Source organism: Streptacidiphilus sp. MAP12-16 (genome assembly GCF_041262165.1).
In the GTDB taxonomy this organism is placed as follows: domain Bacteria; phylum Actinomycetota; class Actinomycetes; order Streptomycetales; family Streptomycetaceae; genus Streptacidiphilus.
In genome coordinates, this window is sequence record NZ_JBGCBY010000006.1 from 128,834 (window position 1) to 151,892 (window position 23,059).

The window sequence follows — 23,059 nt, forward strand, 5'->3', positions numbered from 1 at the left end:
GGAATCTGTCGTGCTTAGGTACTTTCCGAAAGGCGATGACCGGCCAGGCTGGATAGGGTTCGCGGGAGGCCGAGACCGGGGGAGTGGCGAGTGCTGTACGGGCGTGAGGACGAACAGGCGTCCATCGACGCGCTGTTGACCGCCGCCACCGGCGACGGCACCAGCGGGGTGCTGGTGCTGCGCGGGGAGCCGGGCATCGGCAAGTCCGCCCTGTTGGAGCACGCCGCCGCGACGGCCGGCCGCAAGGGGTTCCGGATGCTCCGCGCGACCGGTGTCGAGTACGAGGCCGAACTCCCCTTCTCCGGGCTGAGCCTGCTGCTCGCCCCCGCCCTGGACCGGCTGCCAAGCCTGCCGGGACCGCAACGCCGGGCCCTGGAACGTGCCTTCGGCCTCGCCGACACCGGCACGGACGCCCCCCAGGCCGGTGACCGGCTCCTCGCCGGGCTCGCCGTGCTCACACTGCTGGCCGAACTCGCTGAGGACCGGCCCCTGTTGTGCCTGGTCGACGACGCCCAGTGGCTTGACCGGGCCTCCGCCGAGGCGCTGCTGCTCGCCGCGCGGCGGCTCCAGGCGGAGGGCGTCGTGCTGCTGCTGGCAGCCAGGGAGGGTGAGGGCTCCTGGGCGGCACCCGGACTGCCCGAACTGCGGCTCGGCGCGCTCGCCGAGGCCGCCGCGACCGCCCTGCTCGCCGCGTCGGCCACGACGCTCACGCCATCGGCACGCCGCCGGGTGCTCGCCGAAGCGCACGGCAACCCGCTGGCGCTCAGCGAGCTGCCCGCGGCGCTCGGCGCCCGACAGCCGGGAACGCCAGGAGCGGCGGGCCTGGTCGAACCGCTCGGGCCGACCGGCTCCGTCCCGCTCGCCGGACGGCTCCAACTCGCCTACCACGGGCAGGTCAGCCGCCTCCCGGCCGCGACGCAGACCCTGCTGCTCGTCGCCGCCGCCGAGGAGACCGGCGACCTCGACGTGGTCCTCCGCGCCGCCGCAACCCTCGGCGCTGCCGCCGAGGACCTGCGTGCCGCCGAGGAGGCCGGACTGGTCCGGCTGGCGTCCTCGGCTCCGGTGCCCTCCGACGGGCCGTCGGAGGTCGGGCAGCGCCTGGTCTTTCGGCACCCGCTGCTGCGCTCCGCGGTCCACCAGCGCGCCCCGCTGGTCCAGCGCATGGCAACCCACCGAGCCCTCGCCGAGGCGGTGAGCCGCGGCCCGGACGGTGCCGGCCGCCGCGCCTGGCATCTCGCCCTCGCCGCCACCGGCCCCGACGAAGCAATCGCCGCCGAACTCGAACGCACCGCCGAGCACGCGGCCCGGCGCGGCGGCCACGCCGGAGCCGCAGCCGCCTACGAACGCGCCGCCCGACTCAGCCCGGACACCCGAGACGCCACCCGGCGCTACGCCTACGCCGCAGAGGCCGCCGCCGAGGGCGGCGAACCCGACCGCGCCGCCGAACTCGCCGAGCGGACCCTGCAGCGACTGCGTCAGGACGCCGATTCCGCCGATGTGCTGACCCAGGCCCAGCTGCTGTTCGTCCAGGGCACCACCCGGTTCTGGCACGGCTCCCACCAGGCCGCGCTCGACCTGCTGCTGCGCACCGCCGACCTGATCGCCGACACCGCGCCGCAGCACGCCGCCCGGGTCCTGATCCAGGCGTTCCACGCCGCCTGGTACCTGGGGGAGGAACCCGTCGGACTGGTCCGGGACCGTCTCGCGGCGCTCCCGCTCGGCCCCGACGAGCCCGCCGCCCCGCTGGTCCGCTACCTGGTCGATGTCACCGGGCTGCTGCTCGGACGCGCCGACGGCGCCGCGCCCGCTGCGGCCGACGCCGCCGCCCGCGCCAGGCACGCCGGAGCGGTCGTCCCCGTGGACCTGGTCACCGTGTGCGGCGCCGCGCTGATCCTCGGCGGCGACGACGAGACCGCCCGCCTCGCCGGGGAGCTCGTCGCGGAGGCCCGCGCGGTGGGCGCGGTGGGGGCACTGCCGACGCTGCTGTTCTTCCTGGCCGAGGCGGAACTGTTCACGGGCCTCCAGCAGGAGGCCCTGACCCACGCCACCGAGTCGCTGCGGATCGCCGAGGACATCGGCCAGCGCCAGTGGGCCAGCCAGATGCACAGCTTCCTCGCCCACCTGGCGGCGACCGGCGGTGACGAGCAGGCGGCCAGGGACGCAGCAGACCTGTCGCTGGCAGCGGGGCCCGCGGGCAGGCCGTGGACGCAGTGGGCGCTGGGCCTGCTCGACCTCGGCCACGGTCGCGCGGAGGATGCCCTGACCCGGCTGGAGGCGCTGGTCCACGGCCCGCAGCGGCACCACGTCGCTGCGCTGCGCGCGGTACCGGACCTGGTCGAGGCGGCGGTACGGCTGCGCGAACCGCAGCGCGCCGCCGATGCCTTCGCCTACTTCGCCCGCTGGGCCGGGCACACTGGACAGCCCTGGTCGGCGGCGCTGGTCCTGCGCTGCGAGGCCCTCCTGGGCGATGACGCCGAGTCCGAACAGCGCTACCTCGCCGCGCTCGGACTCCACGCCGAGCAGCACCGCCCCTGGGACCTGGCGCGCACCGAACTGCTCTACGGGGAGTGGCTGCGGCGGGAGCGCCGGAGGTCAGAGGCGCGCACGCCGCTGCGTTCGGCCCTGGCCCGCTTCGAGCAACTCCGCGCCGCGCCCTGGGCCGGTCGGGCCCGCAGCGAACTGGGCGCCACCGGAACCGTCGCCCCGCAGGGCCGCACCCCCGGCGCGCCGGCGTTGCTGACCCCGCAGGAGTCGCAGATCGTCCGGCTCGCCGCGCAGGGCCTGTCCAACCGCGACATCGCCGCGCAGCTCTTCCTCAGCGCGCGCACCGTCGGCTACCACCTCTACAAGGCGTACCCGAAGCTGGGCGTCGCCTCCCGCGCCGAACTGCCCGGGGTCCTTACGAACTGAGCCCCCGCTCCAGGGGCGTGCGGAAGCGCGGCGTGATCCGTACGTCGCCGATGAAGGCGGACAGCCGCTGGGCCTCCGCCTCGACGGCTGCGGTGGCGTCGCCGCCGACGTCGTCCAGCAGCCGCCAGACGAGCTCGCCGTCCGGGCGCTGCGCCCAGCCGCCGACGATCCGCCCGTTCCACCACACGGTGGGGCCGATGTTGCCGGTGCGGTCGAACAACTCGGCGGTGTGCCGGGGCGGGAGGTACCAGTCGCGGTCGCGCCAGCCCATCCCGGTGGGGTCGAGGGCGGGCAGCAGCGCCGCGTAGGGGGCGGGCGCCGGGGTGGGTTCGTCGTCCCCGTCCCCGGGGAGGACGAATCCCGGACCCTCGTCCTCCAGCTGCACCTGGCGCGCGCCCACGGCGGCCAGTGCTTTGCGCACGTCGCCGAGGGTCCAGCCGGTCCACCACTTGAGGTCGGCCTCGGTGCCGGGGCCGTAGGTCGCCAGCCAGCGGCGCACCAGCTCCGCCTTGGCCTCGGCGGCCGGCAGCTGCGGCAGGGGTTCGCAGGGGACCCAGCGGAACTGGCTGGAGGCCCAGGTCCCGCGCGGCCGGTCGCGGCGGATCCGGTTCTCTGCGGCGAGCACCCGGAGCACCCGGCTGGCGACGGCCTGAGTCGTCTCGTAGGGCTTGCCCACGGCGACGAGGACCTGCTCACGCAGGGCGGGAACAGCCTCACCGAGCTCCGCGCCGGTACGCGGCGTCCCGTCCGCGAGCGCCGCCAGGGTCGCCTCCTCGGCGGCGGCCAGCCACCGGGCGTCCCAGCCACCGCCGTCGGCGAGAAAGGCCAGCAGGCCCTTGCGCTCCTTCGCGGCCACCGCACGGGCGGTGGAGGAGTCCACGATCGGCGCGAGCTCGCGGCCGACGACGAACATGGTGCGGCGCATCGCGAGCAGCCGGTGCAGTGCCGGATCGTCGTACAGCGCGGCTTCGATCGCCCCCGGGCTCGGTTCGACCATGCGCGCCGCCACCGCCAGGAACACGGTCGCCGGGTCGGTGGCGTGCAGACCGACCAGCGTGTCGGCGACGGCCTCCGGCCCCCGGGCGCGCGCGGAGGGGGCGAGGAGATGGCGGCCCGCCAGGCGCGCCCGGCGTTCGGCGGCGGTGATCTGCACGGCACCACGTTAGCGGCTTGGGGAGCGGTAGGGCTCGGGTCAGTGCACGCCGTCGCCGTGACACTGTGCGGCTCCGCCGCGTGGCTTCGATGGCAAGGCGCCGGGATGCCTTTGTGGCAAGGCCCCGCGGCGCCGGCCGCTGATGTCAGAGCGGCAACGCGGCAAGCGGAGGTGCCGGACGGTGGGCGCCCGAGCCCTACAGCTCCCCAGGCCGCAGGACCGACCGCTACCTCGGGGGCGGATCCTGCCTGCGCAGATCGCGGCGTCGCGTTTATTGATGGTTCGTCAGATTCTGGCTAGCCTCGCGGAAACCGGTGAACGAACGGCCGCACTCCGCGTGGCCGGACCGGAGAGGAGCAGTCATGCCCGAGGTATCCGTCAGCGCGTCCGTGCCCGCTCCCGCAGACAAGGTGTGGGCGGTCATCACCGACTTCGACCGCTTCCGCGAGTGGAACACCATCCACACCGCCTTCCCGAACGGCGGTCCCGCCGAACTCGTCGTCGGGGCCGTCTACAGCGAGAAGATGACGCTGATGGGGATGCCGTCCGAGGCCGCCTGGACCGTCACCGAGGTCGAGCCGGGACGCTCCTGGCGGCTGGAGGGCAAGGGCCCGATGGGCATCGCCCTGCGCCAGCACTACGCGCTCGCCGACGAGGGGGAGGGGACCCTGGTCACCGTGGAGAGCGAGTTCAAGGGCGCGGCCGTCAACATGATGGCGGCGCGGGTCAAGGACGCGACCACCACCGCGCTCACCGAGTCGCTGCGGAAGCTGGCCGCGCTGGTGGCCTGAGCGGCCGGTCCTTCGCGCGTGCGCCACTTCTCCCGCGCAGGTTCGCCGCCTGTCCACCGCGGCGAACCGGTCGGTAATGTGCCGGGTATGCCCACAGCACTCATCACCGGCGCGACCGCCGGAATCGGCGCGGCCTTCGCCCGACGCCTCGCCAAGGACGGCCTCGACCTGGTCCTGGTCGCCCGCGACGCCACCCGCCTGGCGGACACCGCCTCCGAGTTGACCAAGCAGTACGGCGTATCCGTGGAGACCCTGGTCGCCGACCTCGCCACCGACGATGGCATCGCCGCCGTGGAGACCCGGCTGAGCGGCGCGGAGCGCCCGGTGGAGCTCCTGGTCAACAACGCCGGATTCGGCTTCAAGGACAGCTTCCTGAAAGTGCCGATCGCCGACGAGCTGGCGATGGTGAAGCTGCACATCGAGGCGGTGCTGCGGCTCACCGCCGCCGCTCTGCCGGGGATGCGCGAGCGGGGGCGCGGGTACGTCGTGAACGTCGCCTCGGTCGCCGCGTTCGTGCCGCGCGGCACCTACGGGGCGAGCAAGTCGTGGGTGGTGCAGTTCACCCAGGGCGTCGCCCGCGACATGGCGGGGACGGGCGTGCGCCTGCTCGCGCTGTGCCCAGGATTCACGCACACCGAATTCCACCAGCGGGCCCAGGTCGACATGTCGGACGTGGGCGGCTGGATGTGGTTGTCGGCGGAGCAGGTCGTCGACGACGCGCTGCGGGATCTCGCGCGCGGCAGGACGGTCAGCATCCCGTCGCGTCGCTACAAGGTTCTGGTCGCCGCCGCCAGGAAGGCGCCGTTGGGGGCGCTCGGCGGTCTCTCCTCGCGCGCCGGACGTCGCCTCGACCGTCGCTGAGCGAGTCTGGGATGGCTACTGGTACCACTTAATGGTGTGTGACATAGTACAGAGGTGAGCGGGAGTCGGACCTGGGACGTCGTCGTCATCGGCGCGGGCATGGTGGGCGCGGCATGTGCGCACCATGCCGCCGCGGCCGGGCTGCGCGTCGCCGTGGTGGACCGCGGACCGGTGGCCTGCGGTACCACCGGTGCGGGCGAGGGCAACCTGCTGGTGTCGGACAAGGAACCCGGACCGGAACTCGACCTCGCCATGCTCTCGCTCCGGCTGTGGCACGGACTCGCCGAGGAACTCGGACGCGACGTCGTCGAGTTCGAGGCGAAGGGCGGTCTCGTGGTCGCCTCCTCTCCGGACGAACTCCTCGGGCTGAAGCGACTGATGGCTGGTCAGCTCGACTGCGGGGTAGGGGCCGAGGAGGTCCCAGCGAAGCAACTGCGCGAGCTGGAGCCCCACCTGGCTCCCGGTCTCGTCGGCGGCGTGCTCTACCCGCCGGACGCCCAGGTGCAGCCCGCGCTCGCCGCGGCCCATCTGCTGCGCGGCAGCGGAGCGCTGACCCTGTTCACCGGCACCGAGGTCACCGGGGTCGACCTCGGCGCGGACGGTGCGGTACGGGGAGTGCGCACCGCCCGCGCCGGGACCCTGGCCTGCGGCGCGGTGGTCAACGCGGCGGGTACCTGGGGTGGGCACATCGCCGAACTGGCGGGCAGCAGCCTGCCGGTGCTCCCGCGCCGGGGCTTCGTGCTGGTCACCGAGCCGCTGCCGCGCCTGGTCCGGCACAAGGTCTACGCGGCGGACTACGTCGCCGACGTGGCCAGCGGCTCCGCCGAACTGCAGAGCTCCGCCGTGGTCGAGGGAACCGCCGCAGGTCCGGTGCTGATCGGGGCCAGCCGCGAACGGGTCGGCTTCGACCGCACCCTGGCCGTGCCCGTGCTGCGGCGGCTCGCCGCCCAGGCGGTGGCGCTGTTCCCGGTACTCGCAGGCGTGCGGACGCTGCGCGCCTACCGGGGTTTCCGTCCCTACCTGCCGGACCGTCTCCCCGCGATCGGCCGCGATCCCCGGGTGCCGGGGCTCTACCACGCCTGCGGGCACGAGGGCGCGGGCATCGGCCTGGCCCCGGCGACCGGGCTGATCCTCGCCCAACTGCTGTGCGGCGAACGGCCGGAGCTCGACATCACCGCGTTCGACCCCGGCCGGTTCGCGCCGCACGACGCACGGGAGGCCCGTTGAGCCGCAATCCACTCGACCTGGTGCGGGCCCGGCCCGAGCCTGGCTTCTCCTTCACTTTCGACGGCGAGCCGGTGCCCGCACTGCCGGGGCAGACCGTCGCTGCGGCCCTGTGGTCGTCCGGCCGGATGTCCTGGCGGACCACCCGCGACGGCGGTCGCCCGCGCGGCGCGTTCTGCGGCATGGGGGTCTGCTTCGACTGCCTGGTGGTTCTGGACGGACGGCCGAACGTCCGTGCCTGTCTCGCCCCCGCACACCCGGGCGCGCAGGTCACGACCCAGGAAGGGGACGGCCATGCCGGGCTCGGAGCATGACATTGCATTCGACCTCGGGATCGTCGGTGCCGGACCGGCCGGCCTCGCCGCGGCTGTCACAGCCGCCGACCTCGGTCTGCGTACGGTCCTGCTCGACACCGCACCCCGACCCGGCGGCCAGTTCTATCGGCAGCCCGCCGCCGGGCTAGGCGCACGGCGCCCGCAGGCGCTGCACCACCACTGGCGCGCTTTCGCGCAGCTCGCACGGCGCTTGCGTCGGCACATCGGCGACGGCACTGTCCTGCACCTCGCGGAGCACCACGTCTGGTCGGTCGGCGCGGTGGGTTCTGCCGGCTCTTCCGCCTCTTCCGCCTCTTCCAGCTCTGCGGACTCGGCAGGCTGGCTGCTGCACGCGGTCTCGGGACCGGAGGGCCTGGCCGCCCGAACGGTCCGCGCACGGGCGGTGCTGTTCGCCACCGGGGCGTACGAGCGGCAGTTGCCCTTCCCCGGTTGGACGCTTCCCGGAGTCGTCGGGGCGGGCGGTGCGCAGGCCATGCTGAAAGCCGGGCTGGTACTGCCGGGGCAGCGCGTGGTGGTGGCGGGCAGCGGTCCGCTGCTGCTCGCCGTCGCCGCCTCGCTGGCCGCGGCCGGCGCCAGGGTGCCGCTGGTCGCGGAGGCAGCGGGCTATGCCGGCTACACCCGTGGGGTCAGCGCCCTGGCTGCCAATCCGGGCAAGCTCGCCGAGGGCGTTTCGTACGGCGTCCGGCTGTTGCGGCGCCGGGTCGCGGTGCGTACTCGGAGTGCCGTCGTGGCGGCGCACGGAGCGGACCGAGTCGCGTCGGTGACGGTGGCCCGCCTCGACCGGGACTGGCGTCCGGTCCCCGGCAGCGAGCGGCGGGTCTCCTGCGACGCTGTCGCGGTGGGGCACGGGCTGCTGCCGCAGCTGGAACTCCCCGTCGAACTCGGCTGCCGCACCCGGACCATGCCGGACGGCGGTCCGGCGCTGGAGGTGGACGCCTGCCAGCGCACGTCGGTTCCGGGGCTGTGGGCGGCGGGGGAGTCCACCGGCGTCGGCGGAGCCGAACTCGCCCTTGTCGAAGGCGAACTGGCCGCCCGGTCGATCACTGCGGAGCTGGGTGGACTGCCGCCGACCGGTGGCGGAGACCATCACGGGGGCCGCCGACTCGAGCGCCGACTGGACCGCCGCCTGGACCGCCGCAGAGCGCGGCTGCGGGACTTCGCCGAGCTGATGGCGACCGTGCACCGCCCCGGCCCCGGCTGGAGCGACTGGCTGACCGCGGACACCGAGGTCTGCCGATGCGAGGAGGTCACCGCCGGGCAGGTCAGGGCGGCGGTCGACCAGCTGGGCGCGGGCGACCAGCGCACCGTCAAGCTGTTGACCAGAGCCGGAATGGGCTGGTGCCAGGGGCGGATGTGCGGATCTGCGGTGGCCCGGCTCGCGGGCCAGGACGATCCGGTCGGCGGCCGGCCGTTGTCGTGCCCCGTCCCGCTGGGCCTGCTCGCGCAGGAATGAAACCCAGAGACCTGCGTCTGACGCTGCATAACATGTCACATCGCATAAGGAGCTCCTGTGTCGCACACTCCACCGAACACCGCCGTAGCCGACCCGCGCAGCCGCCCCTGGCGCGGCGTCATGGTCGCCACCGCGCTGCCCTTCCGGGACGATCTCACCGTCGACCACGACGCCTTCGCCGACCACGTCCGCTTCCTCATCGACAACGGCTGCGACGGCGTGGTGCCCAACGGCTCCCTCGGCGAGTACCAGACCCTCACCGACCAGGAGCGGGCCCAGGTCGTCCGCACCGCCGTCGAGGCCGCCGGCGAGGGCTCCAGGGTCATGGCCGGAGTCGCCGCCTACGGCAGTGCCGAGGCCCGCCGCTGGGCCGAGCAGGCAGCCGGGGCGGGTGCGGGCTCCGTCCTGCTGCTGCCGCCCAACGCCTACCGCGCCGACGACGACGCCGTCATCGACCACTACGCCGAGGTCGCCAGGGCTGGCCTCCCCGTCGTCGCCTACAACAACCCCCACGACACCCGCATCGACCTCACCCCGGCGCTGCTCGCCCGGCTCTTCGCCGAGGGCAGCATCGTCGCCGTCAAGGAGTTCAGCGGCGACGTCCGCCGCGCGTACGAGATCGCCGAGCAGGCTCCGGGGCTGGACCTGCTGGTCGGCGCCGACGACGTGCTGCTGGAACTGGTCCTGGCGGGGGCCGTCGGCTGGATCGCCGGATACCCCAACGCCCTGCCCAGGTCCTGCGTCGCCCTCTACCAGGCAGCCGTGGCCGGGGACCTGGGAACCGCCCTGCCGCTCTACCGGGCCCTGCACCCGCTGCTGCGCTGGGACTCCAGGCCCGAGTTCGTGCAGGCCATCAAGCTGTCCATGGACCTCGCCGGTCGCCGGGGCGGCGCCTGCCGCCCGCCCCGCCGCCCGCTCGACGCCGCCCGGCACGAGACCGTGACCCGCGCCACCGAGAAGTCCCTCGCCGAAGGCCTGCGCTGACGCCGCACCAGGTCCTCACGCCCACGCCCGCACTGAACCCAGAGGGGAGCTGCAGCACCATGCGCAGCCGACTCGTCCTGCACGCCGTCGACTCCCACACCGAGGGCATGCCCACCCGCGTCGTCACCGGCGGGGTGGGCGTCGTCCCCGGCGACACCATGGCCCAACGCCGCGTCTGGTTCCGCGAGAACCGCGACGACGTGCGGACCCTGCTGATGTACGAGCCGCGCGGTCACGCGTCCATGAGCGGTGCGATCCTCCAGCCGTCCACCCGCGGCGACTGCGACTGGGGCGTCCTGTTCATCGAGGTCTCCGGCTACCTGCCGATGTGCGGCCACGGCACCATGGGCGTGGCCACCGTCCTGGTGGAGACCGGAATGGTGCAGGTCGAGGAACCGGTGACCACCATCCGCCTGGACACACCCGCAGGGCCGGTCACGGTGGACGTCGCCGTCTCCGACGGAGCCGCGACCGCCGTCACCCTGCGCAACGTCCCCGCGTTCTGCGAGCGCCTCGACGCCGTCGTCGACGTACCGGGCCACGGCAGCATCCGCTACGACCTGGCCTACGGCGGCAACTTCTACGCCATCGTCGAGCTGACCGACTACGACCTGCCGTTCGAGCGGGCCGCCAAGAACGAGATCCTGGCGGCCGGCCTCGCCACCATGGCGGCGATCAACGCCGAGGACGAGCCGGTCCACCCCGAGGACGACCGCATCCGGGGCGTCCACCACGTCTACTTCACCGCACCGGGATCGGACGCCCGGTACTCCCGCCACGCGATGGCGATCCACCCCGGCTGGTTCGACCGCTCACCCTGCGGCACCGGTACCTCGGCCAGGATGGCGCAGCTGCACGCGCGCGGCGAACTGCCGCTCGGCCAGGACTTCACCAACGAGTCCTTCATCGGCACCACCTTCACCGGCCGCCTCGTCGAGGAGACCACACTCGGCGGACGCACCGCCGTGGTGCCCACGGTCACCGGCCGCGCATGGATCACCGGCACCGCCCAGTACCTGCTCGACCCGACCGACCCCTTCCCCGCCGGCTTCCTGCTCTGACGTCGGCCCGCGGGCGCTCCGGCACCCGTGGCCTGCGGCGTCCCCGGCGGTGCGGGGTATACGGTGTGCTGGTGAATCAGGACATCAAGGATCTTCCGGACATCGGATTCGTGCTGCCATGACCCCCGCCACCAGAGGCGACTTCGCCACGCTGCCGGTGATCGGCGCCGAAGGGCTCGCCGAACTCCTGGACGAGAGCGCCGCCGTCGACGCGATCGAGGCCGCCCTGCTGGGCGGCCTCGACCCGGCGTCCAGCGGCCCGGCCCGCACCCGGGTACCCGTCCCGGCGGGTGAACTCCTGCTGATGCCGGCCCAGTTCGGCGGCTATGCCGCGGTGAAGATCGCCGGGTTGGCCCCCGGCAACGCCTCACGCGGGCTGCCCACCGTCACCGGCGGCTGCCTACTGCTGGACGCGGACACCCTCCAGCCGCTGGCCCTGCTGGACGGGGCCGCCCTCACCGCGCTGCGCACACCGGCCGTCTCCGCCCTCGCCGCGCGTCACCTGGCCTGGCCCGGCGCGACCCGGCTCACCCTCTTCGGCACCGGCCCCCAGGCCCACGGCCACCTGCGCGCCCTGGCCGCCACCACTCCGACGCTGCGCCAGGTCACCGTGGTGGGGAGGAACCAGGAACGGGCCCGAGCCCTGGCCCACCAGGCCACCGCCCTCGGCCTCAGCGCGCGCCTCGGCTCCGCCGAGGACGTCAAGGACGCCGACCTGGTCTGTTGCTGCACCAGCGCGCGCGAGCCCCTCTTCGACAGCGAACTGCTCGCCTCCGAGGCGACCGTGCTTGCCGTCGGTTCCCACGAGCCAGAGGCACGGGAGACCGACACAGCCCTGGTCCGCCGCTCCACCGTGGTCGTCGAGGAGGCCGCCATCGCCCTGCAGGAGGCGGGGGACCTGCTCATCCCCATCGCCGAGGGTGCCTTCAGCGCCGGACAGATCGCCGGGGACCTCGCCGAACTCGTCACCGGGGGCCTGATCCTGCCCGCCGGGCAGCCACGCCTCTTCAAGGCCGTCGGCATGGCCTGGGAGGACCTCGCCGTCGCCGCTGCCGCCTACGAGAACCTCTCCCGCTGATTCTTCGGTGCCGCGTCATGGTGCAGGATGACGTTGTACACCGTGCCGCGGGAGGACCCCAGTGAACAGCCAAGCCGCCAACGCCCAAGGCGTGGCCGCGCTCAACCTGCCTTCGGTGCAGGAGCGGCGCAGCCTGCGCGAGCAGGTCACCCACGCCCTGCGCGCCGCCCTGGTCGCGGGCGAGCTGCGTCCCGGCATCGTGTACTCCGCCCCGGTACTGGCGGCAGAGTTCGGAGTCTCGGCCACCCCCGTGCGCGAAGCCATGCTCGACCTCGCCAAGGAGGGCCTGGTCGAGGTGGTGCGCAACAAGGGGTTCAGGATCGTCGGCCTGACCGAGCAGGACCTGGACGACTTCACCGAGATCCGCGAGATGATCGAGGTCCCGGCCACGGTGCGGGTCGCTGAGATCGCCACGCCCGAGCAGCTGGAGCCGCTGCGCCGGTACGCCCGGGAGATCGTGACGGCGGCGCTCGCGGGCGACCTGATCGGCTACGTCGAGGCCGACCGCCGCTTCCACCTGGGCCTGCTGGCCCTGCACGGCAACCGGCACCTCGTCGAGACCGTCCGCGACCTGCGCAGCCGCTCCCGACTCTACGGGCTGACCGCCCTGGTGCAGGCCGACCGGCTGTTCGACTCGGCAGCTGAGCACGAGCAGTTGCTCAACGCGATGATCGCCAAGGACCTGCCCCTGGTCGCCGAGCTGATCAGCGCCCACCTCGGGCACGTCCGCAGGCTCTGGGCGGCCGGCCGCGTCTAAGACCGACCGGCACATGGAGGGCGGCGTCGCGGGCAAGGGGGCACCTCCCGCCCGAAGGGTGGGGGAGGCTCTCGCCCAGACGGCTTCTCCTCAGTCGCCAGGGCTCCGCCATGGCTCCTTCGTCGGCACCGCCTGGACTCGGCCCTCGACCCTCCCCCAACCTTCGGCCGGGGGGACCCCCTTCTTCTTCCGCCCTCCATTTGCCGGTCGGTCTAAGCCCGACCGGTCTAAGCCCGGCCCTGCCGCCCGGACCGGAACGCGCGACGGCCGGCCCGCCCCCGAAGGGGCGGGCCGGCCGTCGCGATGGGAGCAATGATTCTGCTGTGACGTTTCTGCAGTGCAGCCGAACGGCTCAGACGGAATCGTCCTCGCGGACCGCGCGGCGCGCGTCCGGGTCGAGCACGCCCCAGTTGATCAGCTGGTCCACCAGAATCGAGGCGGGCTGGTCGTAGATCACGGCCAGGGTGCGCAGGTCGTCCTGGCGGATCGACAGCACCTTCCCGTTGTAGTCCCCGCGCTGGCTCTGGATGGTCGCCGCGTAGCGCTGCAGCGGTCCGGCCTTCTCGGAGGGGACCTGGGACAGCCGCTCCAGGTCCAGCACCAGGCGCGGCGGCGGCTCGGCCGCACCGCCCGGGGTGCTGCCGGGCAGCAGTTCCTGCACCGGGACGCCGTAGAACTCCGCCAGCTCGGCCAGACGCTGGACCGTGACGGCGCGGTCGCCGCGCTCGTACGAGCCCACGACGACGGCCTTCCAACGGCCCTGGGACTTCTCCTCGACGCCGTGCAGGGACAGCCCCTGCTGGGTGCGGATCGCACGCAGCTTGCCGCCGAGCTGCTTCGCGTAGTCGCTGGACAAATGGTCTCCCCGGACGAGATTGGCGTGACGCGGTGACTGCCTGAGACGGCACGTCCGGGAGGCACCAGCTGACACCAGCTGAGAGGTTCTCGTGGACATCCGTCGTCCGGCCGTAACTCACTGTGAGGTTACGCAGAGTGATATGACTTCGTCAAGCCGAATGGGGCAGTCGTGCGAGGGCCCGGCCTGCGGCGTCCTGCCGGGGGCCGGCGGCGGCCTGTGGCGTCGGGGAGCGGCATGATCGCCCTGGTAGGGTTGACAACGGCCACCGCCACGACCGGGGCGGCCGTCCACGAGACATCCTTTAAGGCCCGTCCGGTGAGGCGGGGAAGGAGGTCGGCTTCGGCATGACCACATCTGCCCGTAACCACAGCAGCAGCATCCCCGCGGGTGCCCGTCAGGTCCTCGACGAGGGCGACATCGCCCGTTCGTTGACCCGCATCGCCCACGAGATCGTGGAGCGAGCCAAGGGCGCGGAGGACGTCGTCCTCCTCGGCATTCCCACTCGCGGCATCCATCTCGCGCGCCGTCTGCACGCCAGGCTGGCGCAGATCACCGGCCGGGACATCCCCTTCGGGACCCTGGACATCACCATGTACCGGGACGACCTGCGGCTCAAGCCCGCCCGCGCCCTGGAGCACACCGAGATCCCGCCCGGCGGCCTGGACGGCAAGCTCGTCGTCCTCGTCGACGACGTGCTGTTCTCCGGACGCACCATCCGCGCCGCCCTGGACGCCCTCGGCGATCTGGGCAGGCCCCGCGCCGTGCAACTCGCCGTCCTGGTCGACCGGGGCCACCGCGAACTGCCCATCCGCGCCGACTACGTGGGCAAGAACCTGCCCACCTCGCTGCGCGAGGCCGTGAAGGTGAAGCTGGCGGAGATAGACGGACACGACGCGGTCCTCCTCGGCGAGCGCGGGCCCGAGCCCGGGCGCGGGAGCGACTCCGACAAGACCACGGGGAGTGCCCAGTGAAGCGACACCTGATCTCCACCGCCGACCTCACCCGCGAGGACGCGCTGCTGATCCTGGACACCGCCGAGGAGATGGCCCAGGTCTCCACCCGCGCCGTCAAGAAGCTGCCGACGCTGCGCGGACGCACCGTCGTCAACCTCTTCTTCGAGGACTCGACCCGCACCCGCACCTCCTTCGAGGTCGCCGAGAAGCGGCTGTCCGCCGACGTCATCAACTTCTCGGCCAAGGGCTCCTCGGTGTCCAAGGGCGAAACCCTCAAGGACACCGCGCTGACCCTCCAGGCCATGGGTGCCGACGCGGTCGTCATCCGGCACAGCGCCTCCGGCGCCCCGCAGCGGCTCGCCGAGTCCGACTGGCTGCACGGCAGCGTCGTCAACGCCGGCGACGGCACCCACGAGCACCCCACCCAGGCCCTGCTCGACGCCTTCACCATGCGCCGCCACCTCAACCCCGGTTCCGGCCGCGACCTTGAGGGCAAGCGCGTCACCATCGTCGGCGACGTGCTGCACAGCCGCGTCGCCCGCTCCAACGTCCGCCTGCTGCACACGCTCGGCGCGGACGTCACCCTGGTCGCCCCGCCGACGCTGATGCCCTACGGCGTCGAGTCCTGGCCCTGCTCGGTCTCCTATGACCTGGACGCCGTGCTGCCCAAGAGCGACGCGGTGATGATGCTCCGGGTCCAGCGCGAGCGCATGAACGCCGCCTTCTACCCCACCCAGCGCGAGTACTCGCTGCGCTACGGCCTCGACGTCGCCCGCGCCGCGGTGCTGCCCGAACACGCCATCGTGATGCACCCGGGCCCGATGGTCCGCGGCATGGAGATCGCCTCCGAGATCGCCGACTCGGCCCGTTCCACCATCGTCGAGCAGGTCGCCAACGGCGTCAGCGTCCGGATGGCCGTGCTCTACCTGCTGCTCGGCGGCTCCGAGCCAGCCATCGCCCAGCCTTCCCCTGCCGTCGGCGGGGAGACCCCGTCGCCCACCGCCACCCCTGTCGGAGGCGCTACGCGCCGTACCTCCGACGCCCCCGAGGAGCAGAGCACGTGACCAGCTACCTGATCAGGAACGCCCGCATCCTCGGCGGGGAGCCGCAGGACCTGCGCCTCAAGGACGGCGTCATCGCCGAGATCGGCACCGGCCTGGCGAGCAGCCCGGACGACACGGTCGTCGAGGCGGAGGGGCTGATCGCCCTCCCCGGCTTGGTCGACCTGCACACCCACCTGCGCGAGCCCGGCCGTGAGGACGCCGAGACGGTCCTCACCGGCACCCGCGCCGCCGCCAAGGGTGGCTTCACCGCCGTCCACGCCATGGCGAACACCTTCCCCGTCGCCGACACCGCCGGCGTGGTCGAGCAGGTCTGGCGGCTGGGCCGCGAGTCCGGCTACTGCGACGTCCAGCCCGTCGGAGCGGTCACCGTCGGCCTGGAGGGCAAGCAACTCGCCGAGCTCGGCACCATGAACGACTCCGCCGCCGGAGTCCGGGTCTTCTCCGACGACGGCAAGTGCGTCGACGACGCCGTGATCATGCGGCGCGCCCTGGAGTACGTGAAGGCGTTCGGCGGCGTCATCGCCCAGCACGCCCAGGAGCCCCGGCTCACCGAGGGCGCCCAGATGAACGAGGGCGCGGTCTCCGGCGAGCTCGGCCTGCGCGGCTGGCCGGCCGTCGCCGAGGAGTCGATCATCGCCCGCGACGTGCTGCTCGCCGCCCACGTCGGATCCAGGCTGCACGTCTGCCATGTCTCCACGGCCGGCTCGGTCGAGATCATCCGCTGGGCCAAGTCCAAGGGCTGGGACGTCACGGCCGAGGTCACCCCGCACCACCTCCTGCTCACGGACGAGCTGGTTCGTTCCTACGACCCGGTCTACAAGGTCAACCCGCCGCTGCGCACCGAGACCGACGTGATGGCCCTGCGCGAGGCGCTCGCCGACGGCACCATCGACGCCGTCGCCACCGACCACGCCCCGCACCCCTCCGAGGACAAGGACTGCGAGTGGGCCGCCGCGGCCATGGGCATGGTCGGCCTGGAGACCGCCCTCTCCGTGGTCCAGCAGACCATGGTCGACACCGGTCTGATGGGCTGGGCCGAGGTCGCCGAGCGGATGTCGTACCGGCCCGCCGTCATCGGCGGTCTCGCCGGACACGGCCGCCCCGTCTCGGTGGACGAACCGGCCAACCTGGTGCTGGTCGACCCCGCGTACCGTGGAACGGTGAACCCCGACTCCTTCGCCACCCGCAGCCGCAACACCCCCTACCGTGGCCGTGACCTGCCCGGACGCGTGATCGCCACCTTCCTGCGCGGCAAGGCGACCGTCCTCGACGGGGAGCTGGTATGAACGTCCTCGCGGTAGCCCCCCACTCCGCCCCGGTCACCCACGTCGCCGACCTCATCGGCTGGGTCATCGGCCTGCTGCTGGTCATCGGCCTGCTGTACTGGCTGATGCGGCAGGGCTGGCAGTGGCGCAAGACCCAGCAGTCCGGTCTGCCGGACCTGCCCGTCGCGCCGAAGCGCAGCACCGAGCCGATCCTCGAGCTGGAGGGCCGCTACCACGGCAGCACCTCGGCGGGGGACTGGCTCGACCGCGTCGTCGCGCACCACCTGGGCGAGCGCAGCCTGGTCGAGCTGACCCTCAGCGCGGAGGGCCTGAACGTGGTCCGTCCGGCCTCGGCGAGCTTCTTCGTCCCCGTGGCCGCGTTGCGCGCCGCGCGCACCGACCGGGGGATCGCCGGCAAGGTCGTCCCCGAGGGCGGCCTGCTGGTGGTGACCTGGGAGCACGGCGGCAAGCTGCTGGACACCGGGTTCCGGGCGGACCACCCGGCCGAGCACGAGAACTGGGTCACCGCGATCGAGGTCCTCATCAAGGCCCACGCCACGGTGACCGTCGAACACAAGGAAGGCGCATGATGACCGCACCGGCATCCACCCCCGAGGCGCGGCGGCGCGAGCGCGTCCCCGCCGCCTACGTCCTGGAGGACGGGCGGATCTTCCGCGGCCAGGCCTACGGCGCGATCGGCGAGACCTTCGGCGAGGCCGTCTTCAACACCGGGATGACCGGCTACCAGGAGACCCTCACCGACCCCTCCTACCACCGCCAGGTCGTCGCCATGACGGCCCCTCAGATCGGCAACACCGGCGTCAACGACGAGGACCCGGAGTCCTCCCGGATCTGGGTCGCCGGATACGTCGTCCGCGACCCCGCCCGGGTTCCCTCCAACTGGCGCTCGCAGCGCTCGCTCGACGCCGAGCTCGTCGCGCAGGGCGTGGTCGGCATCAGCGGGATAGACACCCGCGCGCTCACCCGCCACCTGCGCGAGCGAGGCGCGATGCGCTGCGGCATCTTCTCCGGGCCGGCGCTCGCCGACGACGCCGTGCTGCTGGAGCGGGTCCGCCGGTCCCCGCAGATGGAGGGCGCCGACCTGTGCGGCGAGGTCGCCACCGACGCGACCTACGTCGTCCCGGCCATCGGCCCCAAGCGCTTCACCGTGGCGGCACTCGACCTCGGCATCAAGGGCATGACCCCGCACCGGATGGCGCAGCGCGGCATCGAGGTGCACGTGCTGCCCGCGAACGCCACGGCCGAGGACGTCTACGCCGTCGGTGACGACGGCAACGGGCCCGACGGGGTGTTCTTCTCCAACGGCCCGGGCGATCCGGCCACCGCCGACGGCCAGGTCGCCGTGCTGCGCGAGGTGCTGGGCCGGAAGACCCCGTTCTTCGGGATCTGCTTCGGCAACCAGCTGCTCGGCCGCGCCCTGGGCTTCGGCACCTACAAGCTGAAGTACGGCCACCGCGGCATCAACCAGCCGGTGCAGGACCGCACCACCGGCAAGGTCGAGATCACCGCGCACAACCACGGCTTCGCCGTGGACGCCCCGCTGGACGGCGAGTCGCAGACCCCCTACGGCCGGGTCACGGTCTCGCACGTCTGCCTGAACGACGACGTGGTCGAGGGCCTGCAGTGCCTGGACCAGCCCGCGTTCAGCGTCCAGTACCACCCGGAGGCGGCGGCGGGTCCGCACGACGCCGCCTACCTGTTCGATCGATTTGTCGAGCTCATGCGAGACAACGACCAGCGCAGCATTGAGCTCATGGAGGGCCAGCGTGCCTAAGCGCACCGATATCCAGTCCGTTCTGGTGATTGGTTCCGGCCCGATCGTGATCGGCCAGGCGGCCGAGTTCGACTACTCCGGCACCCAGGCCTGCCGGGTGCTCAAGGCCGAGGGCCTGCGGGTGATCCTGGTCAACTCCAATCCGGCCACGATCATGACGGACCCGGAGATCGCCGACGCCACCTACGTCGAGCCGATCACCCCGGAGTTCGTCGAGAAGATCATCGCCAAGGAGCGCCCCGACGTCCTGCTGCCCACCCTGGGCGGCCAGACCGCGCTCAACACCGCGATCTCGCTGCACGAGTCCGGCGTACTGGAGAAGTACGGTGTCGAGCTCATCGGCGCCAACGTCGAGGCGATCAACAAGGGCGAGGACCGCCAGCTGTTCAAGGGCGTGGTCGAGGCCGTCAAGGCGAAAATCGGCTATGGCGAGTCCGCCCGCTCGGTGATCTGCCACACCATGGACGAGATCATGGCCGGGGTCGAGACCCTCGGCGGCTACCCCGTCGTCGTCCGCCCCTCCTTCACCATGGGTGGTGCCGGCTCCGGCTTCGCCCACGACGAGGAGGACCTGCGCCGCATCGCCGGACAGGGACTGACCCTCTCGCCGACCACCGAGGTGCTCCTGGAGGAGTCCATCCTCGGCTGGAAGGAGTACGAGCTGGAGCTGATGCGCGACAAGCACGACAACGTCGTGGTGGTCTGCTCCATCGAGAACTTCGATCCGATGGGCGTCCACACCGGCGACTCCATCACCGTCGCCCCCGCGATGACCCTCACCGACCGCGAGTACCAGCGGCTGCGCGACATCGGCATCGCCATCATCCGCGAGGTCGGCGTCGACACTGGCGGCTGCAACATCCAGTTCGCGATCGACCCGGTCGACGGCCGGATCATCGTCATCGAGATGAACCCGCGGGTCTCCCGCTCCTCCGCGCTGGCATCCAAGGCCACCGGCTTCCCCATCGCGAAGATCGCGGCCAAGCTCGCCGTCGGCTACACCCTCGACGAGATCCCCAACGACATCACCGAGAAGACACCGGCCTCCTTCGAGCCGACGCTCGACTACGTCGTCGTCAAGGTCCCGCGCTTCGCCTTCGAGAAGTTCCCCAGCGCCGACGCCACCCTCACCACCACCATGAAGTCGGTCGGCGAGGCCATGGCCCTGGGCCGCAACTTCCCCGAGGCGCTGAACAAGGCGCTGCGCTCGCTGGAGAAGAAGGGCAGCCAGTTCACCTTCGTCGGCGAACCCGGTGACAAGGACGAGCTGCTGACGCTGGCCCAGGTCCCCACCGACGGCCGGATCAACACCGTCATGCAGGCAATCCGCGCCGGGGCCAGCCAGCAGGAGGTCTTCGACGCGACGAAGATCGACCCCTGGTTCGTCGACCAGCTCTTCCTGATCCACGAGATCTCCGAGGAGCTCGCCGAGGCCGAGCGGCTCGACCCCGAACTGATCCGCCACGCCAAGCGCCACGGCTTCTCCGACCTGCAGATCGGCGAGATCCGCGGGCTCAGCTCGGACGTCGTCCGCGAGGTCCGGCACGCGCTCGGCATCCGCCCGGTCTTCAAGACGGTCGACACCTGCGCCGCCGAGTTCGCCGCGAAGACCCCGTACTTCTACTCGTCCTACGACGAGGAGACCGAGGTCGCGGCGCGCACCAAGCCCGCCGTGCTGATCCTCGGCTCCGGCCCCAACCGGATCGGCCAGGGCATCGAGTTCGACTACTCCTGCGTCCACGCCTCCTTCGCGCTCAGCGACGCGGGCTACGAGACGGTGATGGTCAACTGCAACCCGGAGACCGTCTCCACCGACTACGACACCTCCGACCGGCTCTACTTCGAGCCGCTCACCCTGGAGGACGTGCTGGAGATCGTCCACGCCGAGACCCTCGCGGGTCCCGTCGCCGGCGTCATCGTCCAGCTCGGCGGCCAGACCCCGCTCGGCCTCGCGCAGGCGCTCAAGGACAACGGCGTGCCGATTGTCGGCACCCAGCCCGAGGCCATCGACCTGGCCGAGGAACGCGGCGCCTTCGGCCGGGTGCTTCGCGACGCCGGACTGCCCGCGCCCAAGCACGGCACCGCCTTCTCCTTCGAGGAGGCCAAGGCCATCGCCGACGAGATCGGCTACCCGGTGCTCGCTCGCCCCTCCTACGTGCTGGGCGGACGGGGCATGGAGATCGTCTACGACGAGCCCTCCCTCGCCGACTACCTCAAGCGCCACGCCGGACTCATCTCCGAGCACCCGGTACTGATCGACCGCTTCCTCGACGACGCCATCGAGATCGACGTCGACGCCCTCTACGACGGCACCGAGCTCTACCTCGGCGGGGTCATGGAGCACATCGAGGAGGCCGGCATCCATTCCGGCGACTCCGCCTGCGCGCTGCCCCCGATCACCCTCGGCGGCTTCGACATCAAGCGGCTGCGCACCTCCACCGAGGCCATCGCCAAGGGCGTCGGCGTGCTCGGACTGATCAACATCCAGTTCGCCATGGCCGGGGACATCCTCTACGTCCTCGAAGCCAACCCCCGGGCCTCCCGCACCGTGCCGTTCACCTCCAAGGCGACCGCGGTCCCGCTCGCCAAGGCGGCGGCCCGCATCTCACTCGGCGCCAGCATCGCCGAGCTGCGCGCCGAGGGCATGCTGCCCAAGGAGGGCGACGGCGGCACGCTGCCGATCGGCTCGCCGATCGCGGTCAAGGAAGCCGTCATGCCCTGGAGCCGCTTCCGCGACATCCACGGACGCGGCGTCGACACCGTCCTCGGCCCGGAGATGCGCTCCACCGGCGAGGTCATGGGCATCGACACCAACTTCGGCACCGCCTACGCCAAGTCCCAGGCCGGCGCTTACGGGGCACTGCCGACCAAGGGCCGCGTCTTCGTCTCCGTCGCCAACCGCGACAAGCGCAACCTGGTCTTCCCGGCCCGCGCGCTGGTCGAACTCGGCTTCGAGGTGCTGGCCACCTCCGGCACCGCCGAGGTGCTGCGCCGCAACGGCATCGACGCCACGGTCGTGCGCAAGCACAGCGAGGGCGAGGGCGTGGGCGCCGAGCGCACCATCGTCCAGCTGATCCACGACGGCGAGATCGATCTCATCATCAACACGCCGTTCGGCACCGGCAGCCGCCTGGACGGCTACGAGATCCGGACCGCCGCCGTGGCCCGCTCAGTCCCCTGCCTGACCACCGTCCAGGCCATGGGCGCGGCCGTGCAGGGCATCGACGCGCTGATCCGCGGCGACGTCGGCGTCCGCAGTCTGCAGGAGCACGCAGCGCTGCTCAACGCCTCGCGCTGAGGGAGGGTCCGGGGGCCGAGCCCCCGGACCCTCCTACCGGGGCTGCGCGCCCCCTCCGGGGCTCCGCCGGCCCCGGGCACCAGGCACCCGTCCCGCTGGAAGGCGAACCCCCCTTGTACCGCTTGTTCTTCAACCTCGTCTTCCGACGCCTGGACCCCGAGAAGGCCCACCACATGGCCTTCTTCTGGATCCGCTGCGCGAGCTCCGTCCCCGGCCTGCGCACCCTCGTCGCCCGCGTCCTGGCCCCCCAGGACCCCGCGCTGCGGACCCGGGCCCTGGGCCTGGACCTGCCGGGCCCCTTCGGCCTCGCCGCCGGGTTCGACAAGAACGCCGTCGGGATCGACGGCCTCGCCATGCTCGGCTTCGACTACGTCGAGATCGGCACCGTCACCGCCCAGCCCCAGCCCGGCAATCCCACCCCGCGCCTCTTCCGCCTGGTCGAGGACCGCGCCCTGGTCAACCGGATGGGCTTCAACAACGAGGGCTCCGCCGCCGTCGCCGCCCGCCTGACCGCCCGCGGCCGTGACTCGAAGACCGTCGTCGGCGTCAACATCGGCAAGACCAAGGTCGTCCCCGAGGCCGAGGCAGTAGCCGACTACGTCACCAGCACCGAGCGACTCGCCCAGCACGCCGACTACTTCGTGGTCAACGTCAGCTCGCCCAACACGCCCGGATTGCGCAACCTCCAGGCCGTCGACCAGCTCCTCCCCCTGCTCACCGCGGTCCGCGCGACCCTCGACGCGAACAGCCCGCAGGGCCACATCCCCCTCCTCGTCAAGATCGCCCCCGACCTCGCCGACGCCGACATCGACGCGGTCGCCGACCTCGCCCTGGAACTCGGGCTCGATGGGATCATCGCCACCAACACCACCATCGGCCGCGAGGGGCTGCGCACCGACCCGGCCAAGGTCGAGGCCGCGGGCATGGGCGGACTCTCCGGGGCGCCCCTCAAGGCGCGCTCGCTCGAAGTCCTGCGCCGCCTGCACGCCCGCACCGGGTCCCGGCTCACCCTCGTCTCCGTCGGCGGGATCGAGACCGCCGACGACGCCTGGGAGCGGATCCTCGCCGGAGCCACCCTCATCCAGGGCTACAGCGGCTTCATCTACGAGGGCCCCTTCTGGTGCCGCCGCCTGCACCGGGGGCTGGCCGCTCGGCTGCGCGTCAGCGAGCATGCAACCCTGAGCGAAGCTGTCGGCGCGTCCAACGGAAGGTGATCGA

Annotated in this window: 19 protein-coding genes; 17 read left to right on the forward strand and 2 right to left on the reverse strand. The window is 72.4% G+C overall.

What is annotated here, in order from left to right:
• Positions 1 to 90 precede the first annotated feature (90 nt).
• Positions 91 to 2,910, forward strand: a complete 2,820-nt coding sequence (locus ABIA33_RS09680; RefSeq protein WP_370079297.1) for an AAA family ATPase — start codon at positions 91 to 93, stop codon at positions 2,908 to 2,910.
• Here the strand turns inward: ABIA33_RS09680 and ABIA33_RS09685 are convergent.
• The gene (locus ABIA33_RS09685) at positions 2,900 to 4,063 is read right to left on the reverse strand and encodes a winged helix DNA-binding domain-containing protein (RefSeq protein WP_370079299.1); all 1,164 of its coding nucleotides are present in this window, start codon (positions 4,061 to 4,063) and stop codon (positions 2,900 to 2,902) included. The two genes, ABIA33_RS09680 and ABIA33_RS09685, sit on opposite strands and share 11 nt — an antisense overlap.
• A gap of 362 nt (positions 4,064 to 4,425) precedes the next feature.
• Here ABIA33_RS09685 and ABIA33_RS09690 point away from each other — a divergent pair, with 362 nt between their 5' ends.
• From ABIA33_RS09690 to ABIA33_RS09730, 9 genes are all read left to right on the forward strand, one after another.
• Positions 4,426 to 4,854, forward strand: a complete 429-nt coding sequence (locus ABIA33_RS09690) for an SRPBCC family protein (protein ID WP_370079301.1) — start codon at positions 4,426 to 4,428, stop codon at positions 4,852 to 4,854.
• An 87-nt stretch (positions 4,855 to 4,941) separates the two neighbouring features.
• The gene (locus tag ABIA33_RS09695) at positions 4,942 to 5,715 is read left to right on the forward strand and encodes an SDR family NAD(P)-dependent oxidoreductase (protein WP_370079303.1); all 774 of its coding nucleotides are present in this window, start codon (positions 4,942 to 4,944) and stop codon (positions 5,713 to 5,715) included.
• 54 nt (positions 5,716 to 5,769) lie between these two features.
• Entirely contained in the window at positions 5,770 to 6,942 is a 1,173-nt protein-coding gene (locus tag ABIA33_RS09700) for an NAD(P)/FAD-dependent oxidoreductase (protein WP_370079305.1), read from the forward strand.
• The gene (locus ABIA33_RS09705) at positions 6,939 to 7,253 is read left to right on the forward strand and encodes a (2Fe-2S)-binding protein (RefSeq protein WP_370079307.1); all 315 of its coding nucleotides are present in this window, start codon (positions 6,939 to 6,941) and stop codon (positions 7,251 to 7,253) included. Before ABIA33_RS09700 ends, ABIA33_RS09705 begins: the two co-directional genes overlap by 4 nt.
• Positions 7,234 to 8,727: an FAD-dependent oxidoreductase gene (locus ABIA33_RS09710; RefSeq protein WP_370079309.1), complete on the forward strand. Its 1,494-nt coding sequence runs from the start codon at positions 7,234 to 7,236 to the stop codon at positions 8,725 to 8,727. The genes ABIA33_RS09705 and ABIA33_RS09710 overlap by 20 nt, the downstream gene beginning before the upstream one ends.
• Positions 8,728 to 8,847: 120 nt before the next feature.
• Positions 8,848 to 9,711, forward strand: coding sequence for a dihydrodipicolinate synthase family protein (locus ABIA33_RS09715; protein WP_370079787.1), 864 nt, complete (start codon positions 8,848 to 8,850; stop codon positions 9,709 to 9,711).
• A gap of 59 nt (positions 9,712 to 9,770) precedes the next feature.
• The gene (locus tag ABIA33_RS09720) at positions 9,771 to 10,772 is read left to right on the forward strand and encodes a proline racemase family protein (RefSeq protein ID WP_370079311.1); all 1,002 of its coding nucleotides are present in this window, start codon (positions 9,771 to 9,773) and stop codon (positions 10,770 to 10,772) included.
• Positions 10,773 to 10,890: 118 nt separating this feature from the next.
• The gene (locus ABIA33_RS09725; RefSeq protein WP_370079313.1) at positions 10,891 to 11,850 is read left to right on the forward strand and encodes an ornithine cyclodeaminase family protein; all 960 of its coding nucleotides are present in this window, start codon (positions 10,891 to 10,893) and stop codon (positions 11,848 to 11,850) included.
• 61 nt (positions 11,851 to 11,911) lie between these two features.
• On the forward strand, positions 11,912 to 12,607 hold the full coding sequence (locus ABIA33_RS09730) for a GntR family transcriptional regulator (RefSeq protein ID WP_370079315.1): 696 nt from the start codon (positions 11,912 to 11,914) through the stop codon (positions 12,605 to 12,607).
• A gap of 352 nt (positions 12,608 to 12,959) precedes the next feature.
• Here the strand turns inward: ABIA33_RS09730 and ABIA33_RS09735 are convergent, their stop codons facing one another.
• The gene (locus ABIA33_RS09735) at positions 12,960 to 13,463 is read right to left on the reverse strand and encodes a transcriptional regulator (protein ID WP_370079317.1); all 504 of its coding nucleotides are present in this window, start codon (positions 13,461 to 13,463) and stop codon (positions 12,960 to 12,962) included.
• Between the two features lie 347 nt (positions 13,464 to 13,810).
• Here ABIA33_RS09735 and pyrR point away from each other — a divergent pair, with 347 nt between their 5' ends.
• The 7 genes from pyrR (at position 13,811) to ABIA33_RS09770 (ending at position 23,055) form a co-directional block, all read left to right on the forward strand.
• Entirely contained in the window at positions 13,811 to 14,437 is a 627-nt protein-coding gene (gene pyrR, locus ABIA33_RS09740) for a bifunctional pyr operon transcriptional regulator/uracil phosphoribosyltransferase PyrR (RefSeq protein ID WP_370079319.1), read from the forward strand.
• Positions 14,434 to 15,483, forward strand: a complete 1,050-nt coding sequence (locus ABIA33_RS09745) for an aspartate carbamoyltransferase catalytic subunit (protein WP_370079321.1) — start codon at positions 14,434 to 14,436, stop codon at positions 15,481 to 15,483. Before pyrR ends, ABIA33_RS09745 begins: the two co-directional genes overlap by 4 nt.
• Positions 15,480 to 16,769, forward strand: a complete 1,290-nt coding sequence (locus ABIA33_RS09750; RefSeq protein ID WP_370079322.1) for a dihydroorotase — start codon at positions 15,480 to 15,482, stop codon at positions 16,767 to 16,769. The genes ABIA33_RS09745 and ABIA33_RS09750 overlap by 4 nt, the downstream gene beginning before the upstream one ends.
• Positions 16,766 to 17,338 carry a hypothetical protein gene (locus tag ABIA33_RS09755; protein WP_370079324.1) on the forward strand — a complete coding sequence of 191 codons (573 nt, stop codon included), beginning with the start codon at positions 16,766 to 16,768 and terminating at the stop codon, positions 17,336 to 17,338. Before ABIA33_RS09750 ends, ABIA33_RS09755 begins: the two co-directional genes overlap by 4 nt.
• Positions 17,338 to 18,543 carry a glutamine-hydrolyzing carbamoyl-phosphate synthase small subunit gene (gene carA / locus ABIA33_RS09760; protein ID WP_370079790.1) on the forward strand — a complete coding sequence of 402 codons (1,206 nt, stop codon included), beginning with the start codon at positions 17,338 to 17,340 and terminating at the stop codon, positions 18,541 to 18,543. The genes ABIA33_RS09755 and carA overlap by 1 nt, the downstream gene beginning before the upstream one ends.
• Complete coding sequence (carB, locus tag ABIA33_RS09765) at positions 18,536 to 21,841, forward strand: carbamoyl-phosphate synthase large subunit (RefSeq protein ID WP_370079326.1); 3,306 nt, start codon at positions 18,536 to 18,538, stop codon at positions 21,839 to 21,841. Before carA ends, carB begins: the two co-directional genes overlap by 8 nt.
• 113 nt (positions 21,842 to 21,954) lie before the next feature.
• Entirely contained in the window at positions 21,955 to 23,055 is a 1,101-nt protein-coding gene (locus ABIA33_RS09770; protein WP_370079328.1) for a quinone-dependent dihydroorotate dehydrogenase, read from the forward strand.
• The last annotated feature ends 4 nt before the right edge of the window (positions 23,056 to 23,059 follow it).

What these genes read in the sequence shown, in the direction of transcription:
- ABIA33_RS09690 (WP_370079301.1), top strand. Translation starts at nt 4,426, where the DNA reads ATGCCCGAGGTATCCGTCAGCGCGTCCGTGCCCGCTCCCGCAGACAAG.
- ABIA33_RS09695 (WP_370079303.1), top strand. Translation starts at nt 4,942, where the DNA reads ATGCCCACAGCACTCATCACCGGCGCGACCGCCGGAATCGGCGCGGCC.
- ABIA33_RS09710 (WP_370079309.1), top strand. Translation starts at nt 7,234, where the DNA reads ATGCCGGGCTCGGAGCATGACATTGCATTCGACCTCGGGATCGTCGGT.
- ABIA33_RS09715 (WP_370079787.1), top strand. Translation starts at nt 8,848, where the DNA reads ATGGTCGCCACCGCGCTGCCCTTCCGGGACGATCTCACCGTCGACCAC.
- ABIA33_RS09720 (WP_370079311.1), top strand. Translation starts at nt 9,771, where the DNA reads ATGCGCAGCCGACTCGTCCTGCACGCCGTCGACTCCCACACCGAGGGC.
- ABIA33_RS09725 (WP_370079313.1), top strand. Translation starts at nt 10,891, where the DNA reads ATGACCCCCGCCACCAGAGGCGACTTCGCCACGCTGCCGGTGATCGGC.
- pyrR (WP_370079319.1), top strand. Translation starts at nt 13,811, where the DNA reads ATGACCACATCTGCCCGTAACCACAGCAGCAGCATCCCCGCGGGTGCC.
- ABIA33_RS09755 (WP_370079324.1), top strand. Translation starts at nt 16,766, where the DNA reads ATGAACGTCCTCGCGGTAGCCCCCCACTCCGCCCCGGTCACCCACGTC.
- carA (WP_370079790.1), top strand. Translation starts at nt 17,338, where the DNA reads ATGACCGCACCGGCATCCACCCCCGAGGCGCGGCGGCGCGAGCGCGTC.